General features: G+C 68.1%; 10 protein-coding genes and 1 riboswitch. Of the genes, 5 read left to right on the top strand and 5 right to left on the bottom strand.

The genetic code is table 11. The annotated features are described in order from the left end of the window. Window positions 1–38: 38 nt before the first annotated feature. Window positions 39–1,502, bottom strand: a complete 1,464-nt coding sequence (zwf, locus tag R2APBS1_RS00630) for a glucose-6-phosphate dehydrogenase (protein ID WP_015446446.1) — start codon at window positions 1,500–1,502, stop codon at window positions 39–41. Window positions 1,503–1,686: 184 nt separating this feature from the next. Here zwf and R2APBS1_RS00635 point away from each other — a divergent pair, with 184 nt between their 5' ends. The 3 genes from R2APBS1_RS00635 to nagA all read left to right on the top strand — a co-directional run bounded on the left by R2APBS1_RS00635 (window position 1,687) and on the right by nagA (window position 4,720). Then, entirely contained in the window at window positions 1,687–2,439 is a 753-nt protein-coding gene (locus R2APBS1_RS00635; RefSeq protein WP_007510286.1) for a GntR family transcriptional regulator, read from the top strand. Between the two features lie 9 nt (window positions 2,440–2,448). Beyond that, on the top strand, window positions 2,449–3,480 hold the full coding sequence (locus R2APBS1_RS00640; protein WP_015446447.1) for an SIS domain-containing protein: 1,032 nt from the start codon (window positions 2,449–2,451) through the stop codon (window positions 3,478–3,480). A gap of 100 nt (window positions 3,481–3,580) precedes the next feature. Next, on the top strand, window positions 3,581–4,720 hold the full coding sequence (gene nagA, locus R2APBS1_RS00645; protein WP_015446449.1) for an N-acetylglucosamine-6-phosphate deacetylase: 1,140 nt from the start codon (window positions 3,581–3,583) through the stop codon (window positions 4,718–4,720). A 56-nt stretch (window positions 4,721–4,776) separates the two neighbouring features. On the opposite strand, the gene R2APBS1_RS00650 is transcribed toward nagA, so the two are convergent. The 4 genes from R2APBS1_RS00650 to R2APBS1_RS00665 form a co-directional block, all read right to left on the bottom strand. Next, window positions 4,777–6,372 carry a tetratricopeptide repeat-containing sulfotransferase family protein gene (locus R2APBS1_RS00650; protein WP_041676838.1) on the bottom strand — a complete coding sequence of 532 codons (1,596 nt, stop codon included), beginning with the start codon at window positions 6,370–6,372 and terminating at the stop codon, window positions 4,777–4,779. Between the two features lie 171 nt (window positions 6,373–6,543). After that, window positions 6,544–8,169 carry a tetratricopeptide repeat-containing sulfotransferase family protein gene (locus tag R2APBS1_RS00655; protein ID WP_015446451.1) on the bottom strand — a complete coding sequence of 542 codons (1,626 nt, stop codon included), beginning with the start codon at window positions 8,167–8,169 and terminating at the stop codon, window positions 6,544–6,546. A gap of 76 nt (window positions 8,170–8,245) precedes the next feature. Beyond that, a complete protein-coding gene (locus R2APBS1_RS00660) occupies window positions 8,246–9,868 on the bottom strand; it encodes a tetratricopeptide repeat-containing sulfotransferase family protein (protein WP_015446452.1) in 1,623 nt (540 codons plus the stop codon). Between the two features lie 189 nt (window positions 9,869–10,057). Continuing rightward, window positions 10,058–13,072, bottom strand: a complete 3,015-nt coding sequence (locus R2APBS1_RS00665) for a TonB-dependent receptor (protein ID WP_007510299.1) — start codon at window positions 13,070–13,072, stop codon at window positions 10,058–10,060. A 485-nt stretch (window positions 13,073–13,557) separates the two neighbouring features. Then, window positions 13,558–13,788: riboswitch (cobalamin riboswitch) on the top strand. Window positions 13,789–13,919: 131 nt separating this feature from the next. On the opposite strand from R2APBS1_RS00665, the gene btuB reads away from it, so the two are divergent. After that, the gene (gene btuB / locus R2APBS1_RS00670; protein WP_015446454.1) at window positions 13,920–15,767 is read left to right on the top strand and encodes a TonB-dependent vitamin B12 receptor; all 1,848 of its coding nucleotides are present in this window, start codon (window positions 13,920–13,922) and stop codon (window positions 15,765–15,767) included. A 173-nt stretch (window positions 15,768–15,940) separates the two neighbouring features. After that, window positions 15,941–19,117, top strand: a complete 3,177-nt coding sequence (locus R2APBS1_RS00675; RefSeq protein WP_015446455.1) for an efflux RND transporter permease subunit — start codon at window positions 15,941–15,943, stop codon at window positions 19,115–19,117. The last annotated feature ends 35 nt before the right edge of the window (window positions 19,118–19,152 follow it).

The following is a 19,152-nucleotide window of genomic DNA, read 5'->3' on the forward strand; positions in this document are numbered from 1 at the left end:
AGTCTGCCGCCGGCCGGTGCAGCGGCAGGTGAACCGGATCATTCACTGTCTTCGTTCCAGGTGCGGCCGTCGCGCTCGATCAGCGCCACCGCGGCGCTCGGGCCCCAGCTGCCGGCGGCGTACGGCCGCGGCGGCTCGCCGCTGTCGGCCCAGGCGGCGAGGATCGGGCCGGCCCAGCGCCACGCCGCCTCCACTTCGTCGCGGCGCATGAACAAGGTGGGGTTGCCGCGCACCACGTCCAGCAGCAGGCGTTCGTACGCGTCGGGCTGCTGCACGCCGAACGCCTGGGCGAAGCTCATGTCCAGCGGCACGTGGCGCAGGCGCAGGCCGCCGGGGCCGGGATGCTTGATGGTCAGCCACAGCTTCACCCCCTCGTCCGGCTGCAGCCGCAGCACCAGCCGGTTCTGCGACAAGGTGCCGGCGTCGGGGTTGAAGATCGAATGCGGCACCGGCTTGAAGGTCACCGCGATCTCCGACACCCGGCTCGGCAGCCGCTTGCCGGTGCGCAGGTAGAACGGCACGCCGGCCCAGCGCCAGTTGGCGATCTCCGCCTTCAGGGCGACGAAGGTCTCGGTGTTCGACTTGCTGTTGCCCAGTTCCTCCGGGTAGCCCGGCACGCCAGCGCCCTCGGCCACGCCGGCGCGGTACTGGCCGCGCACGGTGAGCTGGGCGGCGTTGCTGTCGTCGATGGCTTTCAGCGAATGCAGCACCTTCAGCTTCTCGTCGCGCACCGCGTCCGGCGCCAGTGACGACGGCGGCTCCATCGCCACCATGCACAGCAGCTGCAGCATGTGGTTCTGCACCATGTCGCGCAGCGCGCCGGCGCGGTCGTAGTAGGCGCCGCGATGGCCGACGCCGAGGGTTTCGGCCACGGTGATCTGCACGTGGTCGATGTGCCCGGCGTTCCACAGCGGCTCGAACAGCGCGTTGCCGAAGCGCAGCACCAGGAGGTTCTGCACGGTCTCCTTGCCGAGGTAGTGGTCGATGCGGAAGGTCTGCGATTCGCTGAACACCTTGCCGACCGCGTCGTTGATCTGGTTCGCGCTGGCCAGGTCGCGGCCGATCGGTTTTTCCAGCACCACGCGCGAGGCGCCCTGGTTGAGCCCGTGCTGGCCCAGCCGGGTGCAGATGTCGACGAACAGTTCCGGCGAGGTGGACAGGTAGAACACGCGCACGTGCTCGGGCTGGGCGCCGATGAACGCGGTGAAGTCGTTCCAGCCCTCGTCCTTGCGCGCGTCCAGCGGACGGTAGAACACCTGCTGCAGGAACACGTCGAGCTGCGCCGCCGCGCACACCCCGATCAGCGCCTCGCGCAGCTGCGCGCGGTAGCCGGCGTCGTCCAGCGCTTCGCGGGCGATGCCGACGATGCGGCTGCTGGCCGGGATCTGGCCGTCGAGGAAGCGGTGGAACAAGGCCGGCAGCAGCTTGCGTACGGCGAGGTCGCCGGTGCCGCCGAAGATCACCAGGTCGAACGGTTCGACCGATTGGGGGGAAGCAGTCACGCGGGTCACCTCGACTCGATGCCGGATGGCGGGCGGAAGGCCTGGCGGCGCGATCGCCCGGATTTCCGTCGATGGTACCAGTGAAATACCAGATCGACCACGGGTCTGCATACGAATTCATGCGATGAGGGTGGGCGTGATACGGGCTTGCAGCCAGTGGTTCGCTATTGGTATCGTTCGCGACATGGAAGCCGCCCTCGCCCATGAATACCGCCGGATCTGCCACGACCCGGCCACGCACCAGCCGCTGGCCTACCTGCGGCTGCGCCAGGCGATCCGCAACATCATCGGGCACCGCGACATCGAGCCGGGCCAGGCGCTGCCCAGCGAGCGCGACCTGTCGCAGACGCTGAAGCTGTCGCGGGTGACCGTGCGCAAGGCGATCGCCGGCCTGGTCGAGGAGGGCCTGCTGACCCAGCGCCACGGCGCCGGCACCTTCATCGCCGAGCGCATCGTCAAGCCGATGTCGCGGCTGACCAGCTTCACCGAGGATCTGCGCGAGCGCGGGCTGTCGCCGCGTTCGGAGTTCTTCGAGCGCGGCATCGGCGAGGTGACGCCGGAAGAATCGATGGCGCTGAACCTGTCGCCCGGCTCGCTGGTGGTGCGCCTGCACCGCGTGCGTTACGGCCAGGACGAGCCGCTGGCGATCGAGCGCAGCGTGGTGCCGGCCAGCGTGTTGCCGGACCCGCACCTGGTGCGCGATTCGCTGTACGAGGCACTGGAAAAACTCAACGCCCGCCCGCGTCGCGCGCTGCAGCGGCTGCGTGCGGTGTCGCTGAACGCGCAGCAGGCGCGGCTGCTGCACGTCAGCGTGGGCAGTGCCGGGCTGAACATCGAGCGGCGCAGCTTCCTCGACGACGGCCGCGTGGTCGAGTTCACCTGCTCCTGGTACCGCGGCGACATCTACGACTTCGTCGCCGAACTGCAGACCGATTGAAGGAACGCCATGGACGCCCGCGACACCCTGATGTACCAGGAGGCGCACGAGTCGGCCGATGTAGTCGCGCGCCAGTTCGCCGCCAACGAGGCGGTGGTCGGCGCGCTGGCGCAGTCGCTGCGTGCGCAGCCGCCGCGTTTCATCGTCACCTGTGCACGCGGCAGCTCCGACCATGCCGCGGCGTATGCGAAGTACGTGTTCGAGACCCAGCTCGGCATCGTCACCGCGTCGGCGTCGCCGTCGGTGACCTCGGTCTACGCGGCCGAGCAGCAGTGGCAGGGCGCGCTGTTCATCGCGATCTCGCAGTCGGGCAAGAGCCCCGACCTGCTGCGCAATGCGCAGGCGGCGAAGCTCGCCGGCGCGCGCGTGGTGGCGCTGGTGAACGTGGAGGATTCGCCGCTGGCGGCGCTGGCCGACACGGTGATCCCGCTGCACGCCGGGCCGGAGCGCAGCGTGGCGGCGACCAAGAGCTATCTTGCCGCGCTGGCCGCGGTGCTGCACCTGTGTGCGCGCTGGCGCGGCGACGGGGAACTGGGCGCCGCACTGCGCGCCTTGCCGGATGCGCTGCGCGCCGGCTGGGACGCCGACTGGTCGGCGCTGGTCGACGGCCTGGCCGCTGCGCACAACCTGTTCGTGGTCGGTCGCGGCTACGGCCTCGGCATCGCGCTGGAGGCGGCGCTGAAGTTCAAGGAAACCTGCGGCCTGCACGCCGAGGCGTTCAGCGCGGCCGAGGTGAGGCACGGCCCGATGGCGCTGGTCGGCCCCGACTTCCCGGTGCTGTGCTTCGCCCAGGACGACGACACGCTGGACAGCACGCTGGCGGTGGCGCGCGAGTTCCGCGGCCGCGGTGCGCAGGTGTTCGTGGCCGCGCCCGGCGTGCACGGTGCCGGCACGCTGGCGGTGGCCGGCGGCCTGCCGGCGCTGTGCACGCCGCTGCTGGTCATCCAGAGTTTCTACCGCGCCGCCAGCGCACTGGCGCTGCGCCGTGGCTTCAACCCCGACGTGCCGCCGCATCTCAACAAGGTCACCGAGACGGTCTGACCATGCAGGAGCGCACCCTGTGCGCGGTGCTCTTCGTTACGTTGCACAAAAGCAGCGTGCACAAGGTGCGCGCCTACACGTCGGCCTGTGAGTATTCGCCATGATCCAATCGCTTGCCAATGCCCGCGTACTCACCCCCGACGGCTGGCGCGACGACCTCGTCGTGCTGCTGGAGGGCGAGCGCATCGCCGACCTGCTGCCGCCATCCGATCCGCGCGTGCGTGATGCGCAACAGCACGATCTTGGCGGCGCGATGCTGGTGCCCGGCTTCATCGACGTGCAGGTCAATGGCGGCGGTGGCGTGCTGTTCAACGAGGCGCCCACGGTGGAAACATTGCGCCGGATCGGCGCCGCGCATCGGCGCTTCGGCACCACCGGCTTCCTGCCGACCCTGATCAGCGACCGCGTGGAGGTGATGCGCGCAGCGCTGGCCGCGGTGGAGCAGGCGCTGGCCGAAGGCGTGCCGGGCGTGCTCGGCATCCATCTGGAAGGCCCCTACCTGGCGCCGGCGCGCAAGGGCGTGCACGACGCAAAGTATTTCCACGCGCCGAACCGCGACGAGTTGGCGCTGCTGTGCGCACCGCACCGCGGCGTGCGTCTGCTCACGCTGGCGCCGGACCAGGTGCCGACGGCCAGCATCGGTGCGCTGGTTGACGCCGGGGTGATCGTCTGCGCCGGACATACCGCAGCCGACTACGCCACCACCCGTACCGCGCTCGCGGCCGGCGTGCGCGGCTTCACCCACCTGTTCAACGCGATGACCCCGTTCGGCAGCCGCGAGCCCGGCGTGGTCGGCGCCGCGCTGGAGGATGCCGACAGCTGGTGCGGCATCATCGTCGACGGCCACCACGTGCACCCGGCCAGCCTGCGCGTGGCGCTCGCCGCCAAGCCGCGCGGCAAGCTGCTGCTGGTCACCGACGCGATGCCGCCGGTCGGTGCGGATCGTCCCGACTACGTGCTGAATGGCGAAACGATCATCGTGAAAGACGGCATCTGCCAGACCGCGCAAGGCGTGCTGGCCGGCTCCGCGCTGGACATGGCCAGCGCCGTGCGCAACGGCGTGGAAATGCTCGGCCTGCCGCTGGACGAGGCCGTGCGCATGGCCAGCAGCTACCCGGCCGAGTTTCTCGGCCTGGCTGAAAGCCATGGCCGCATCGCGGTGGGCTGCCGCGCCGACCTGGTGACGCTGGATGACGACTACCGCGTGCGGTGGCGCTGGGTTGGCGGCGTGGGAGAGTAAGGCCGGAGCGTTCGCGCGTGCCGGAACGATGATTGCCTCGCCATGCGCGAGCGCGCTCAACCCACGCCAACCCCCTGTTCGGCGAGGGCCAGCCGCAGCGGTTCGAGTTGTTTGGCGTAGCGGCGCCACTGGCCCAGGTTGCGGGAATGCACCGGCTCGCGCACCTGCACGCTGCTTGGCGTGGCCACCGGGGCCGGGTTGTGCTCGGGATGCAGGCAGGCTTCTTCCATCGCCAGCCCGCAATGGTGCAGCACGCGGCGCATGGTCGCCTCGGGCTCGTTCACCAGGGCGGCATAGGAAACCTCGAGCATGGCCCCGGGCATGCTGGCCCGCCAGTGGTTCGTCAGGCGTACATACTGGCCGTAGTAATGGGCGAGCGCCTGCTGGTCGTAGCAGTAGGGCGAAGCCTTGCCGAACATGACCTTCAGGTTGGAATAGCACACGTCCATCGGCTCACGCGCCAGGTGCAGGATGGGCGCACGGGGCAGCGCCCGGCGTATGAACGGCACCATCCGCACGTTGATCGGCAACTTGTCGATGTAGAAGCGATGCCCGTGGGCACGCCATTGGGTCTGCTGCAGGTAGCGCGCGCCGAGTTCCGCAAAATCCATCCCCGCGCTGCGCTCGATGGCCTTCTGCATGCCTTGCGCGCTTCGTGGCGCAACATCGGCCATCCAGTGAAGCTGGTGCTGGAAGTCCGGGATCTCCCCGGCGGAAATCACCTGCGAATGACTGGACAGCATCTGGTCCAGCAGGGTCGATCCCGATCGGGGCATGCCGACGATGAAGATCGGCATGGGGCCGGCAAACTCCGCCGCGGCGTCGGTTACTGCCGCCGCGAGGGACTCCGGAATGCCGACCAGTGCGTCGGTCAGTGCCGCTTCGGCCTGCGCATCGTAGGGGTTGATGTCGTACATGAGGGCATTGCTGCGTGCCAGTGCCGACCACGCCTCGTCGTGGCGCCCGCAGTCGTCGTGCACCTTGAAGATCGCGGATTCGAACTCGGCGCGGGCGAACTTGTCGCGCCCATCGGTGCTTGCTGCGGAGATTCGTCCGAGCGATTCCCGGAAAAGCTCCAGATGGTTGGCTTCCGGTGTCTGCCGGCGCAGGTTCGCCAGGATCACCGCGGCATCGCCGTAGCGCGGCCAGCGTCGCAGACAGGCCAGCAGCACCGCTTCGGCTTCGGCAAGCCTGCCCAGGAACTGGTACAGCATGGCATCCAGGTAATACTCGCTGCTGGTGTCGACGCCAAGGGCCACGGCCCGATCCATCAGCGCCCGCGCCACCGGGATCTCGCCGAGTGCCCAGCGCAGGTGGGCCTGCTCGCTGAGCACTTCCGCCGGCGGGTTTGGCGCGCGTGCCAGGTGCGCGAGACAGGCGCGCGCACCCTGGATCTCGCCGTTCGTGGACAGACGCCATGCCAGTTGCGCGATCAGGCTGGCGTCGTTTGGCAGCAACGGGATGGCCTGCAGCAGATGCCGGGTTGCGGCACGCATCCTGCCCCGACGGAGAATCACGTCGGCCAGTGCCATGTGGATGGACACGTCGTGCGGCTCGTGCTGCGCGAGCGACTCGAGTGCGGCCTGCGCCGCATCCCATTGCCCGGCATCCATGGCTTGCTGGGCCTGGCGGCGAAGACGGTCAGCTGTCATCGGGATGTCCACGATGGGGATGGGGAGCGGGTATTCGCGCATGTCTTGGCTCGACCAATGCAGCAAGGCATGGCCCGTCGGGCGGCAGCCTGGACGATGCTGCCTCGCCCCATGGAAACCCGCCAGGGCCGGCGGTGCCGGGCATGCCTGCCACCTGCGTACAAGGCGGGCTCACGCAAGGCCATGGATCTGACGCGGCGCTCGCTCGAGCGCGAGTCGCAAGGGTTCCAGCGGCCCTGCATAACGCTGCCACTCGCCGAGGGTGCGCTGATGGATCGGTTCGCGCACCTGGGCGCTGCTTGGCGTAGCCACCGGGGCCATGTTGCGTTCGGGATGCAGGCAGCCCTCTTCGACCGCCAGTCCGCAGTGCTCCAGCACCCGGCGCAGGGTCGCTGCCGGCTCGCTCACCAGCGACGCGTAGGGAACGTCGAGCATCGCCCCGGGCATGCGCGTGTGCCAGTGATTGGTCAGTCGCACGTACTGTCCGTGGTAGTGGGCCAGCGTCTGCATGTCGTAGCTGTAGGCGGAGGCGGGGCCGAGCATGGCCTTGAAGTTGGAGAAGCACACGCCCATCGGTTCGCGGACCATGTGCAGGATCGGCGCATGCGGCAGCGCGCGGCTTATGAGATGCACCATGCGGATGTTGATCGGCAACTTGTCGATGTAGAACCGGCGCCCCTGCGCACGCCATTGCGTCTGCTGCAGGTAGCGGGCGCCCAGTTCCGCGAAGTCGATGCCCACGCTGCGCCGCTGTGCGGTCAGCATGCCTTGAACGCCACCCGGGGGAACGTCCGTCATCCAGCGCAGCTGTCGGCGGAAGTCGTTGATCTCGCCGGCCGAAACCACCTGCGAGTGGCTGGAGAGCATGCGGTCGAGCAGGGTCGTGCCGGATCGGGGCAGGCCGACGATGAAGATCGGCGTGGCGTCGCCGGGGGGCGGGGCCGGCCTGGCGAGCTTCGCCGCGAGGGCCTCGGATGCGTGGATGATCGCATCGGTCACGGCCGTCTCGCCTGCCGCGTCGTAGGGGTGCAGCGCGTGCATGATGGCATTGCTGCGCGCCAGCGCCTGCCATGCCTCGTCCGGGCAGCCGAGGTCGTCCAGCTCCTTGAAAAGCGCCGACTCGAATCCGGCACGGCTGGCCAGGATTTCCGCGGCATTGCTGTCTTGCGGCATCCGCCGAAGCCGCTCGCGCAACAACCCGAGGTCGTTGGCTTCCGGCGTTTGCCTGCGCACGTTCGCCAGCGCCACCGCCGCGTCGCCGAAATCCGGCCATCGCCGCAAGCACGTTTCAAGCATGCCGCGGGCCTGGGCGATGTTCCCGGTGAACTGCGACAGCATCGCGTGCAGGTAGCAGGCATCGGGTGTTTCGACCCCCGCTGCGCTTGCGCGCTCCATCAGGGCCATCGCCGCGGGTATCTCACCCAGCATCCAGCGCAATTGCGCCTGCTCGGCCAGCAGCGGAGCCGGCGGATCGGGTGCCCGCTCGAGGCGGTCGAGGCAGCTCCGTGCGGCCACGATTTCGCCATGGAAGTACAGCCGCCGTATCGTCTGCACGAGCAGGCGAACGTTGCCGGCGGGAAGCCGGGCGATTTGCAGGAGCTGGCGGGTCGACGCCTGCAACTGGCCGCGCCCGAGCAGCAGGTTGGCCAGTTCCATGCGGGCGGGGGCATCGTCGGGCACTCGCTCGAGCAGCGCCTCCAGGGTGATCTGCGCGGCGTCCGTCAGGCCGGCGTCCAGGTACTGTCTGGCGCGGCGGCGGAGGCGGCTTTCCGCGGCGGAGATGTCATCGGCGGTCATCGGGAGTGGCGGCCCTGGCGGGGTGGCGGCAGCGCTTCCGCGCCGTGGCGCCGGTCGGCGGTGCGGGCGGGCGTCGTCACGATGGCTGCGCCTGGCCGGGAAACTCGTCCAGCGCCTGGCACAGCGGTTGCAGTTGCGCGGCGTAGTTCTTCCACTGGTCGAGGCTGCGGGTATGGATGGCCTCGCGCACCTGGCCGCTGCTCGGCGTGGCCACCGGCGAGGTATTGAGCTCCGGCTGCAGGCAGCCTTCCTCCAGTGCCAGCCCGCAATGCTCGAGCACGCCTCGCAAGGTGTTCCCGGGATCGCGCACCAGGGCGGCATAGGGAACATCGAGCATGGCGTGCGGAAGCCGGGCATGCCAGTGCCGGGTCAGGCGCGCATATTGCCCGTGGTAATGGGCCAGCGCCGGCAGGTCGTAGCTGTACGGCGAGACGTTGCCGAACATCGCCTTGAAGTTGGAGAAGCAGGTGTCGATCGGATCGCGCACCATGTGCAGGATCGGCGCCTGCGGCAAGGCCCGACGGATGAACGCGACCATCCGGAAGTTGGCGGGCAGCTTGTCGATGTAGTACGTGCGCCCCTGGGCGCGCCACTGCGTCTGCCGCAGGTAGCGTGCGCCCAGCCCGGCGTAATCGATATCCGCACTGCGCCGAATGACTTCCAGCAGTTCGCGCGACCCGGCCGGAGCCACGTCGGTGACCCAGTGCAGTTGGCGCCAGAAGTCGATGATCTCGCCGGCGGAGGCGATCTGCGAATGGCGGGACAGCATCCGATCGAGCAGGGTCGTGCCCGAGCGCGGCATGCCGACGATGAAGATGGGCGTGGGGCCCTCGAACGCTGAGGCCGACGTCGCCTGGGACCTGTCGTCCGGCGTGGGCATGCCCATCAGCGCGTCGGTGACGGCGGCCTCGGCGTCGGCGTCGTACGGATTGAGCTCGTGCATGATGGCGTTGCACCGCGCCAGCGCGGGCCACGCCTCTGCGTAGCGCTGGAGATCGTCCAGTATCTTGAATTGCGCGTACTCGAACTCGGCACGGACGAACCGTGCGGCGGGATCCGGGTCGTCGGCGGGAAGGCGGCGCAGCTGCGCCTGCACGTGGCCCAGCGGATGGCTTTCCGGCCGCTGCCTGCGCAGGTTCACCAGCGCCATCACCGCGTCGCCGAATTGCGGCCAGCGCTCCAGGCAGCCTTCCAGTACGGTGCTGGCGCGGTCGATGTCGCCGCTGAACTGAAGCAGCATGGCGTACAGATGCAGTTCGCCTGGCGCATCGGCGCCGGCCGCGAGGGCTTTCTCGATCAGCGTCTTCGCCGCGGCGATCTCGCCGAGGCCGAAGCGCAGATGTGCCTGCGCGACCAGCAGCTCAGGGGGCGGGGCGGGGGCCCGGGCGAGGAGATCGAGGCAGCTGCGGGCGGCAGGAACTTCGCCAAAGGCGATCAGGCGTTTCGCCACGCCGACGATCAGCGGGCCATTCCGTGGCAGCCGGGCCGCGACCCGCAGCATCTGTGCGCTCGCTTCACGCAACCGGCCGCGCCTGAACAGGACATCGGCCAGCTCGACCATTACCGCAGCGTCGTGCGGCAGCTGTCGGGCAAGCGACTCCAGGACAGCCTGCGCAGCGCCCCATTGTCGGCCGTCGATGTGCTGCCGGGCGAGCATGCGCAGGCGGTTTTCCGCCGTGCCGGTGTCCTGAGGATTCATTCGGGCATAGTAACTTCAGGGGCGGGAAAACGTGCGCTCCACCGCGGTGTTCCACGTGCCTTGCCGAGGTCGCGCCCGCGCTGGCCGGGTCCCGCCGGATCGTCGTGGACGCGCGCCGCCGTGGCCACCTCAAAGAAAAAGCCACCGGCCGGAGCCGGTGGCTTTCAAGACGCGAATCAGCTCGTACGATCAGTAGTCGTAGGTTACCGACAGGCGAACCGTGCGCGGCGGCTGGAAGAAGATGCCGTCGCCGTAGCTGTTGTTGATGTTGAGGGTATTGGTGGTCCGGTTGTACGAGCTGTTGCCGGCCGGATCGGTCTGCACGGCCCTCTGCTGGTCCAGCGCGTTGAAGATGTCCAGATTGATCCCGAGCTTGTTGTCGGCAAACGCCGGCGCGTAGTGGATGCCGAGGTTGAGCTGCTCGGTCCACGGCGTATGGCCGAGGGTACCCGCCGGGTAGCGCACGCCATTGCACCAGTGATAGTTGCCGCTGCCGTAGTTGTTGTAACCGGACGGATCGCCCGGCTTGCCCGGGCCATAGTAGGCCTTGCCCGAACCACCCACGCCGTAGTAACCGAGGCACTCCTTCGGATAGCCGGACTGCGCCAGCAGCGTCGCGGACACCAGCCACTCCGGGGTGATCTGGTAGGCGCCGCGGATGCGCAGCTGGTGCTTGCGGACGTTGGCGAGCTCGCCGTTCGCGCCGTCCATGAGCTGCCAGGAATCCCAGTCTTCGGTCTTGGACACGTCGGCCTGGCCGAAGTCGGAGCGCACCTGGCCCTCGGTGTTGCCGAAGCCGCGGGTGTAGGTGTAGTCCACGCGCGCCTGCCACTTGCCGTCGAACGGATGCTCCAGGTACAGGTTCAGCGAGCCGGTCTTGCGCTTCACGCCCTGCTGGTAACCCCAATCCTTCTGGCTCATCGTGACGAGAAGGTCGGGATGGGTGCTGTCGCTCGACTTCACCAGAATGTCGTTGGTCAGGCCCGGGTTGATCAGGCGGCAGTAGCTGGCACCGTACAGTGAATCGTAGTAGGCGCCGCCCAATGCGGCCGGGTCCACGCCTTGGGCCACCATCTTGTTGCCGATCCGGCCCGGCGAGCACTCGTCGTCGATGGCGGTCTTCAGGTCGCGCCACATCGCCTTGGCGCCGTAGGTCCAGCTGTCGTTGAGCTTCTTGTCGAAACCGACGATGAACTCATCCAGGTACTCGGCCTTCAGGTTGCGCGCGGTGACCTGCTGCGGGTCCTTGGGCAGACCCTTCTCGCCATCCGGCGAAGTCGTCGCCGGGTCGTCCAGCGTCGCCAGGCCGGTCGGGATGCCGTTGGCGTCGATGCCGGTGTAGCTGTAGTTGGTGGTGAGGTAGGTCGAGATGTTTGCCGCGCGTTCCGCCGCGTTATCCGGCAGCGCAAGGTAGTAGCGCCCCGCGTTGCCGTAGATCTTGAACGAGGAGTCGCCGTTCACGTCCCAGCTGGCGCCGATGCGCGGTTCCCACTGGTTCTTCTCGTCGACGAACGCCTTGCCCACATCGTTGTAGTTGGTGAAGTGGTCATTGCGCACGCCGATGTCCAGCAGCAGGTTCGGCAGCACCTGCCAGCTGTCCTGCAGGTAGTAGGCCTTCTGGGTCATCGTCATGCTGGTCTGCCAGCCGATCTCGCGCTTCTGCACGACGCCGCCTGCGAGGTAGCGCCAGTAGTAGTTGATCGACGGGTTGAACGGGTTCTGCTGGTTCGGGCCCTGGTTGCGGGCCTTGTAGGTCATGTTGTCGATGCCGACGGCAAGGTCGTGGTCACCCAGCCGGTAATCGAAGTCGACGCGCAAACCATGGGTACCGTTGGTTGCGTTGCTCGCGGACCAGCTGGTGTTGGTCTGGTTGTTGGTGATGCCGTTCGGCCCCGTGCCCGGCGGCAGGTAGGCCGGGTTCTGGTTGTAGGGGCGGGAAATGAACGGCAACGGGCTGGTGTTGCCATAGATCGTCGGGTTCTGGAAATTCGCCTTGCCGTACAGGATGCTCAGCGTGGCCGCGTCGGTGATGTAGCTGGTGAAATGGCCAAGGTAGAACTGGGCGTTGTCCTTGGTCACGTCGTTGTTGGCGACGAAGGCACCCGACTTCAGCGTGTTGTAATCGAACGCGTAGGTGGCTCCTGCGCCGCTGCGGGAACGGTTGTTCAGCGCGGTCAGCTCGAGGATGTTGCTGTCGGTGATATTCCAGTCCAACTTGCCGTAGAACTTGGTGTCCTTGTCGTTGTTGTACTGCACCTTCTGGTTGGACGCGATTTCCACGTTGTTGGACTGCGTCTCGGAGGTCTCGGCCGCCAGGAACATGAACAGCTTGTCCTGAATCAGCGGGCCACCGACGTAAGCGGAGTAGATCGTCTGCCACTGCTTGTTGTCGTTGCGGTACTGGTGCAGCGTGCCCGCCAGGGCCGGTTTTTCCAGCGCGTAGTTGACCTGGCTGGTCGACGCCGGGACGGTCGGGTGGCCGTAATAGTTGTTGACCGGGGTCCCTTCGAGGAACCTCGGCTCCCAGGCCACCTGGGCGCCGAAATGCCACTCGTTGGTGCCGCGCCTGCCGAGCTGGTTGATCACGCCACCGTCGGAGCGGCCGTACTTGGCGTTGTAGCCGCCGGTGAGCGTTTCCTGCTGGTCGATCGCGCCGTAGGGCAGCTGGAAGCCGCCCAGGTTCTTGTACGGCTCGCCGGTGTTGTAGCCGTTCACGTAGTACGCATTCTCAGTCACGCTCGAACCGCCGAACGAGACCAGCGAGTGCCCGCCCGGGCCGTTGAAGAAGTTGCTGCCACTGGTGGTGCCTGGCGCCAGCAGGGCGATGGACTCCGCGTTGCGGCTGACCGGCAGCTTGCGCAGGTCGGCGGCGGTGATGACCGTGCTGGAACTCACGCTGGAGACGTCGATGGCCGGCAGCGCATTGGCCGAGACGGTGACCGCGCTCAGCGAGGTGGTTTCGGCGCTGAAGGTGACTGCCGTGCCGGCGCCGGGCGCCAGGGACACCTTGCGCGAGTCGACGACCGCGCCATCCTTCTTCAGCGAGACCGTATAGGTACCCACCGGCACGTTGCTGATCTGGAAACGCCCGGAGCTATCGACAGCAACCTCGCGCGTCAGGCCCGAAGCGTTGGTGGCGCTGACGGTTTCGCCCGCGGCCGCCGGAGCCTGGCCGAAGATCGAGCCCGTGGTGGACTGGGCCATGGCGACGCCGCCGAGACTCATGCTCAGGGCTACGGCCAGAGCGGTGTGGCGCCACCTCGGATTATGTATTTTGTTGTGCCTGCTCATTGGTAATGATTTCCCCAGAGTGAAAGGCCCATGAGGGCCGGGTGATGCAACGCAATTGATTCATCCCAAAACAGCAGGCCGGGCATATGTCGTCGACTGCCGCCAAGTGGCCAGCCAAACCTGCCAAGGCCCGTAGCCATGCCGTTTGGGCGACCTGCCTTCTGAACATAAGGCGATGTAAATACTGCAGTCAACAAAATCTTTATGATTAATCGCCAATTAGCAAGAAGTTACGTTTCGCTATTATTTTTCCGAAAGAATCTACGGTTATCGTTTCTCGATTTCAGCTATTTGCCGGTGCGTCGCGAAGCTGTAGATGGGCACCGGAACAATCGGGTGTGGCAGGGCGGACCAGCCGTTAACGCGGCGATTCGATTGCATGTGCTCCCCGGTCGGCGCTAGAGTCGCGCCGTTCAGGTGTCCCGACGGCGCATGGCCGGAGGGATGAAACGGGAAGCCGGTGCGTGGTGTGCGAACACACTGCAAGGCCGGCGCTGCCCCCGCAACGGTAAGCGAGATCACCGGCGGCGAACGCCACTGTGCATGGCACGGGAAGGCGCCGCTCGGGGCATGCAGGTCACCGCATGCCACTCGCCAGCCCGGAGACCGGCCCGAACGCTTCCTGGTGGCTCGCGGTGGGCGAGGCCGAACCACGTGTCGGTCGTTGCCGCCTGCCCGTCGTTCCGTCTTCCTCCCTCGCTTGCCGCCAGCTCATTGAACCCATGAGCCGTGCGCGGGTGCACGGCGTAGAGGAACGAACATGAAGAAGACCCTGCTGGCCGCGGCACTGCTCGGCGGCACGCTGGCCGCCCACGCGGCCGACCAGAACGCGGCGTCGGCGCTGGCGCCGGTGATCGTCACCGCCACGCGCACCGCGATCACCGCCGACCAGGCGCTGTCGTCGGTGACGGTGATCACCCGCGCCGACATCGAGCGGCTGCAGCCGCTGTCGGTGCCGGACCTGCTGGCCGGTCTGCCCGGCCTGAGCTTCGCCAACAGCGGCGGCTACGGCCAGCAGACCTCGCTGTTCCTGCGCGGCAGCAACTCCACCCACACCCTGCTGCTGGTCGACGGCGTGCGGGTGGCCTCGGTCAGCGCCGGGCTGGCGGCGTTCGAGCAGATCCCGGTGGAGCAGATCGAGCGCATCGAGGTGGTGCGCGGCCCGCGTTCGAGCCTGTACGGCGCCGACGCGATCGGCGGGGTGATCCAGATCTTCACCCGGCGTGGTACGCCGGGCGGCGGCCTGCAACCCTCGTTCAGCGTGACCACCGGCAGCAACCGCCTGCTGCGCGGCCAGGCTGGACTGTCCGGCGGCGATGGGCACGCCTGGTACAACCTCGGCGTCGGCGCCCAGTACACCCGTGGCATCAACGCGTGCCGCATCGGCGCGGCCGAAGCGTTCGCCGGCTGCTTCACCGACGAGCCGGACCGCGACGCCTTCCGCAACAAGAACCTCAGCGCCAGTGGCGGCTATCGCTGGGACAATGGCGCCGAGCTCACCGGCACCTGGCTGCGCAGCCTCGGCGAGATCCATTTCGACGGCAGCTACCAGAACCGCAGCCGCACCCTGCAGCAGGTTGCCGGCAGCAGCTTCAGCTTCAATCCGCTCCCGGCGTGGAAGACCACGCTGAGCGTGGGCCAGAACCTGGACCGCTACGACAACTACGAGAACCGGGACTTCGTCGGCTACATCTACTCGCGGCGCAACCAGGCGGCGTGGCAGAACGACCTCAGCATGGCCGACAACCAGCTGCTGACCCTGGGTGTCGACTGGCAGGGCGAGCACATCGACAGCGACACCGGCTTCCTCGCCAGCCGCCGCAACAACACCGGCGGCTACGTGCAGTACCAGGGCACGTTCGGCCGCCACGAGGTGCAGCTGTCGGCGCGGCGCGACCACAACGGCCAGTTCGGCGACCACAACACCGGCGCCGCGGCGTGGGGCTACCACTTCGATCATGGCCTGCGCCTGTCGGCCAGCTACGGCAGTGCGTTCCATGCGCCGACCTTCAACGACCTGTACTACCCGTACGGCAGCGGCAACCCGCAGCTGAAGCCGGAGCAATCGCGCAGCGCCGAACTGGGCCTGAGCCAGCAGCAGGATGCGTGGAACTGGGCGCTGAACGCCTACCAGACCCGCATCGACCAGCTGATCGCGCTGGACGCCAACTACTTCCCGTCCAACATCAGCAAGGCGCGCATCCGGGGCGTGGAAGGCCAGCTCGGCGCGACCCTCGCCGGCTGGCAGCTGCAGGGCTACCTGACCTGGCTGCAGCCGCGCAACGACGACGGCGGCGCCAACGACGGCAAGTGGCTGCCGCGCCGGCCCGGGCGCACCGCGCGACTGGACCTGGACCGGCGCTATGGTGCGTTCGGCGTGGGCGCCAGCGTCAACGCGGCCGGACGCAGCTACGACGACGCGGCCAACCGCCACCCGCTGGCCGGCTACACCACCGCCGACCTGCGCACCAGCTGGCACTTCGCGCCGGACTGGCAGCTCGAGGCGCGGCTGGCCAACGTGTTCGACCGCCACTACGAGACCGTGTGGTACTTCAACCAGCCCGGCCGCGGTGCGTTCCTGACCTTGCGCTACAGCCCGGCGCGCTGACCCCGCCGCGACGCCGGCAGGAGCCCGGTGGCGGGTTCCTGCCGGCGGGTGGACTTCAGGCACATGCGCCAGGAGCGCGGCAGCTGGCATAAAGCGGGCATGAATGGAACTCTCGTCATGCCGCGGGTCGTGTTGCTGGCCCTCACGCCACGCCGCTGCGCCAGGGAGGCTGTCTGAATATCTTCGCGCCGCTGGTCCGCCGTCCGGTCGGCACCTCGTTGCTCGCGATCGGCCTGATGCTGGGCGGCTTGTGGGCGTACCTGCTGCTCGGCGTGGCGGCGTTCCCGTCGATCGAGTTTCCCGGCGTGGCGGTGTTCGCGCAGATGCCCGGCGCCAGCGCGCAGACCATGGCCTCCACCGTGGTGGCGCCGCTGGAACGCCATCTCGGGCGCATCCCCGGGGTGCGCATGATGGCCTCCAGCGCCAGCGAGGGCGGCGCGCAGATCCAGGTCATCTTCAACATGGACCGCGGCGCCGACAAGGCTGCGCGCGACGTGCAGGCGGCGATCAACGCGGCCGCGCCGGACCTGCCGCCCGGGCTGCCCAGCCCGCCCGGCTACGTCAAGTTCGACACCTCGCAGATTCCGGTACTGCTGGTCTCGCTGACCTCCTCCAGCCTGCCGCCGGACCAGCTGTACGATCTCGCCGACACCTTGCTGAAGCCGGCGGTGGCGCAGATCGCCGGCGTGGCCCAGGTGCAGGTGGGCGGCGGCACGCCGCATGCGGTGCGCATCGTGCTGGACACCCGTGCGCTGGTGGGCATGGGCGTCACCGCCAACGACGTGGCCAATGCGCTGCGCGCGGCCAACGTCAGCTCGCCGCAGGGCATGCTCAGCAACGGCGTCACGCGCATGACGGTGAGCGCCAGCGACGCGCTGCACACGGTGCCGGACTTCGCCGCGCTGGTGGTCGCCAGCCGCAACGGCGTGCCGGTGCGCCTGGCCGACGTGGCGACGATCAGCGGCGGCCAGGAAAACAAGTACGCCGCGGCGTGGTTCAACGGCCAGCGTGCGGTGGTGATGCAGATCAACAAGCGGTCGGAGGCGAACGCGGTGGCCACCGTGCAAGCGGTCCGCGCACGCCTGCCCGAGCTGCGCGGCCTGCTGCCGGCCGACGCCACCATCACCCCGATCTTCGACTTCACCCCGACCACGCTGTCGGCGCTGCACGAGGTGCAGGTAGCGCTGCTGATGGGCATCGTGATGGTGGCGCTGGTGATGCTGGTGTTCCTGCGCCGGCTGCGGCCCACCGTGATCGCGATGTTCAGCGTGCCGCTGTCGCTGGCCGGCGCGTTCGTGGCGATGTGGATGCTCGGCTTCACCCTGAACATCTTCTCGCTGGTGGCGCTGGTGCTGTGCGTGGGTTTCGTGGTGGACGATGCGATCGTGGTGATCGAGAACATCGTGCGTCACATGGAACGCGGCGAGCCGCCGCTGCAGGCGGCGCTGACCGGCGTGCGCGAGATCGGCTTCACCGTGCTCTCGATCACGCTGTCGCTGATCGCCGTGTTCGGGCCGATGGTGTTCGGCAACAACATGTTCACCATGCTGATGCGCGAGTTCTCGGTGACCCTGATCGCCACCATCGTGATCTCCGCACTGGTCTCGCTCACGCTGACCCCGGCGTTGTGCGGCGCCTGGCTGGCGCACGAGCCCTCCGGCGCGCGCACAGCGGGGCGGCTGGAGCGGCTGGCCGAGCGTTTCGACAGCGGCATGCTGCGCATCTACGAGCGCGCGCTGGACTGGGCGATGCGGCACCGCCGGATCATGCGCTGGCAGCCGATCATCCTGCTGGTGCTTACCATCGGCCTGGCGGTGGTGGTGGTGATGACCGCCGGCGGCGGCCTGATGCCGAAGGAGGACACCGGCTTGCTGCAGGCGAGCATCACCGCCGACGCCAACGTCTCGCCGCTGCTGCTGTCCCGGCGCACGCAGGAGGTGGCGGCGAAGGTCAAGGCCGACCCGGCGGTGCGCGACGTCTCCGCCTTCCTCGGCGGCAACAACGGCGGCGGCGCGGTCGGCAACCAGGCCAGCCTGTTCGTCGACCTGAAGCCGCCGGGCGATCGGCCCGGCGACCGCCACGTCAGCTCCCAGGCGGTGGTCGACCGGCTGGACAAGGTCTTCAGGAACGTGCCGGACCTGGACGTGTCGCTCTCGGTCAACCAGTTCATCGGCGGCGGTGGTGGCGGTGGCGGCGGCAGCGGGCAGTATGCGTTCCAGCTCGACAGCGTGGACGGCGTGCCGCTGCAGCAGCCCACCCTGAAGCTGGCGCGGGTGATGCGCGGCATGAAGCAGTTCCGCAACGTCAGCACCAGCTTCGACAGCATCGGCAAGCAGCAGATGCTGCAGGTGGACCGCAACGCCGCCGCGCGGCTGCACGTCAGCCTGGCCCAGGTCGACACGGCGCTGGCCAACGCGTTCGGGCAGACCCCGGTTTCCACCATCTATTCGGACATCAACCAGTACCGCGTGGTGATCACCGCCGAGAGTGCCGAGTCGCTGAGCCCGGCCACCCTGCTCAATACCTACGTGCGCAACACGCAGGGAAAGATGATTCCGCTGTCCGCGCTGGCACAGATCCGGCCGCACATCGCGCCGGTCAGCATCAGCCACTTCGACCAGCTCGAATCGGCCGCGATCAACTACAACCTGGCCAAGGGCGTCACCCAGGCCGAGGGCCTGAAGCTGGTGGAGCAGGCGATGTTCGCCGCGCAGTTGCCGCCCGGCGTACACAAGAAGTACAGCGGCGACAACAAGAACCTGGTCGACGCGATGAACAACGCGCTGATCATGCTGCTGGCGGTGATCCTGGTGATGTACGTGGTGCTCGGCGTCCTCTACGAGAGCCTGGTCCACCCGCTGACCATCCTTTCCACCCTGCCGGCCGCCGGCATGGGCGCGTTCCTGGCGATGCTGGTGACGCATACCCAGCTGACCCTGATGTCGGTGATCGCGGTGCTGATGCTGATCGGCATCGTCAAGAAGAACGCGATCCTGATGGTCGACTTTGCGCTGGTCGCCGAGCGCGACCACGGCATGTCGCCGCCGGCGGCGATCCGCGAGGCGGCGCTGGTGCGCTTCCGCCCGATCACCATGACCACCCTGGTGGCGATGGGCGCGGCGCTGCCGCTGGCGATCGGCTTCGGCTACGGTTCGGAGATGCGCCAGCCGCTCGGCATCGCCATCCTCGGCGGCCTGCTGGTGTCGCAGCTGCTGACCCTGCTGAGCACCCCGGCGATCTACCTGTGGCAGCACGACCACCGCGAGCGCAAGGCGGCGCGGCGGCGGCTGCGTGCCGAGATCCGGCGCCAGCGACTGGTGCAGCAGCAGATGCCGGCGCTGCCGAGGTAGGGCAGGAGGCCACCCCTGCCTTCCGGCAGGGTGTG

It is taken from the genome of Rhodanobacter denitrificans (assembly GCF_000230695.2).
Taxonomy (GTDB): Bacteria; Pseudomonadota; Gammaproteobacteria; order Xanthomonadales; family Rhodanobacteraceae; genus Rhodanobacter; species Rhodanobacter denitrificans.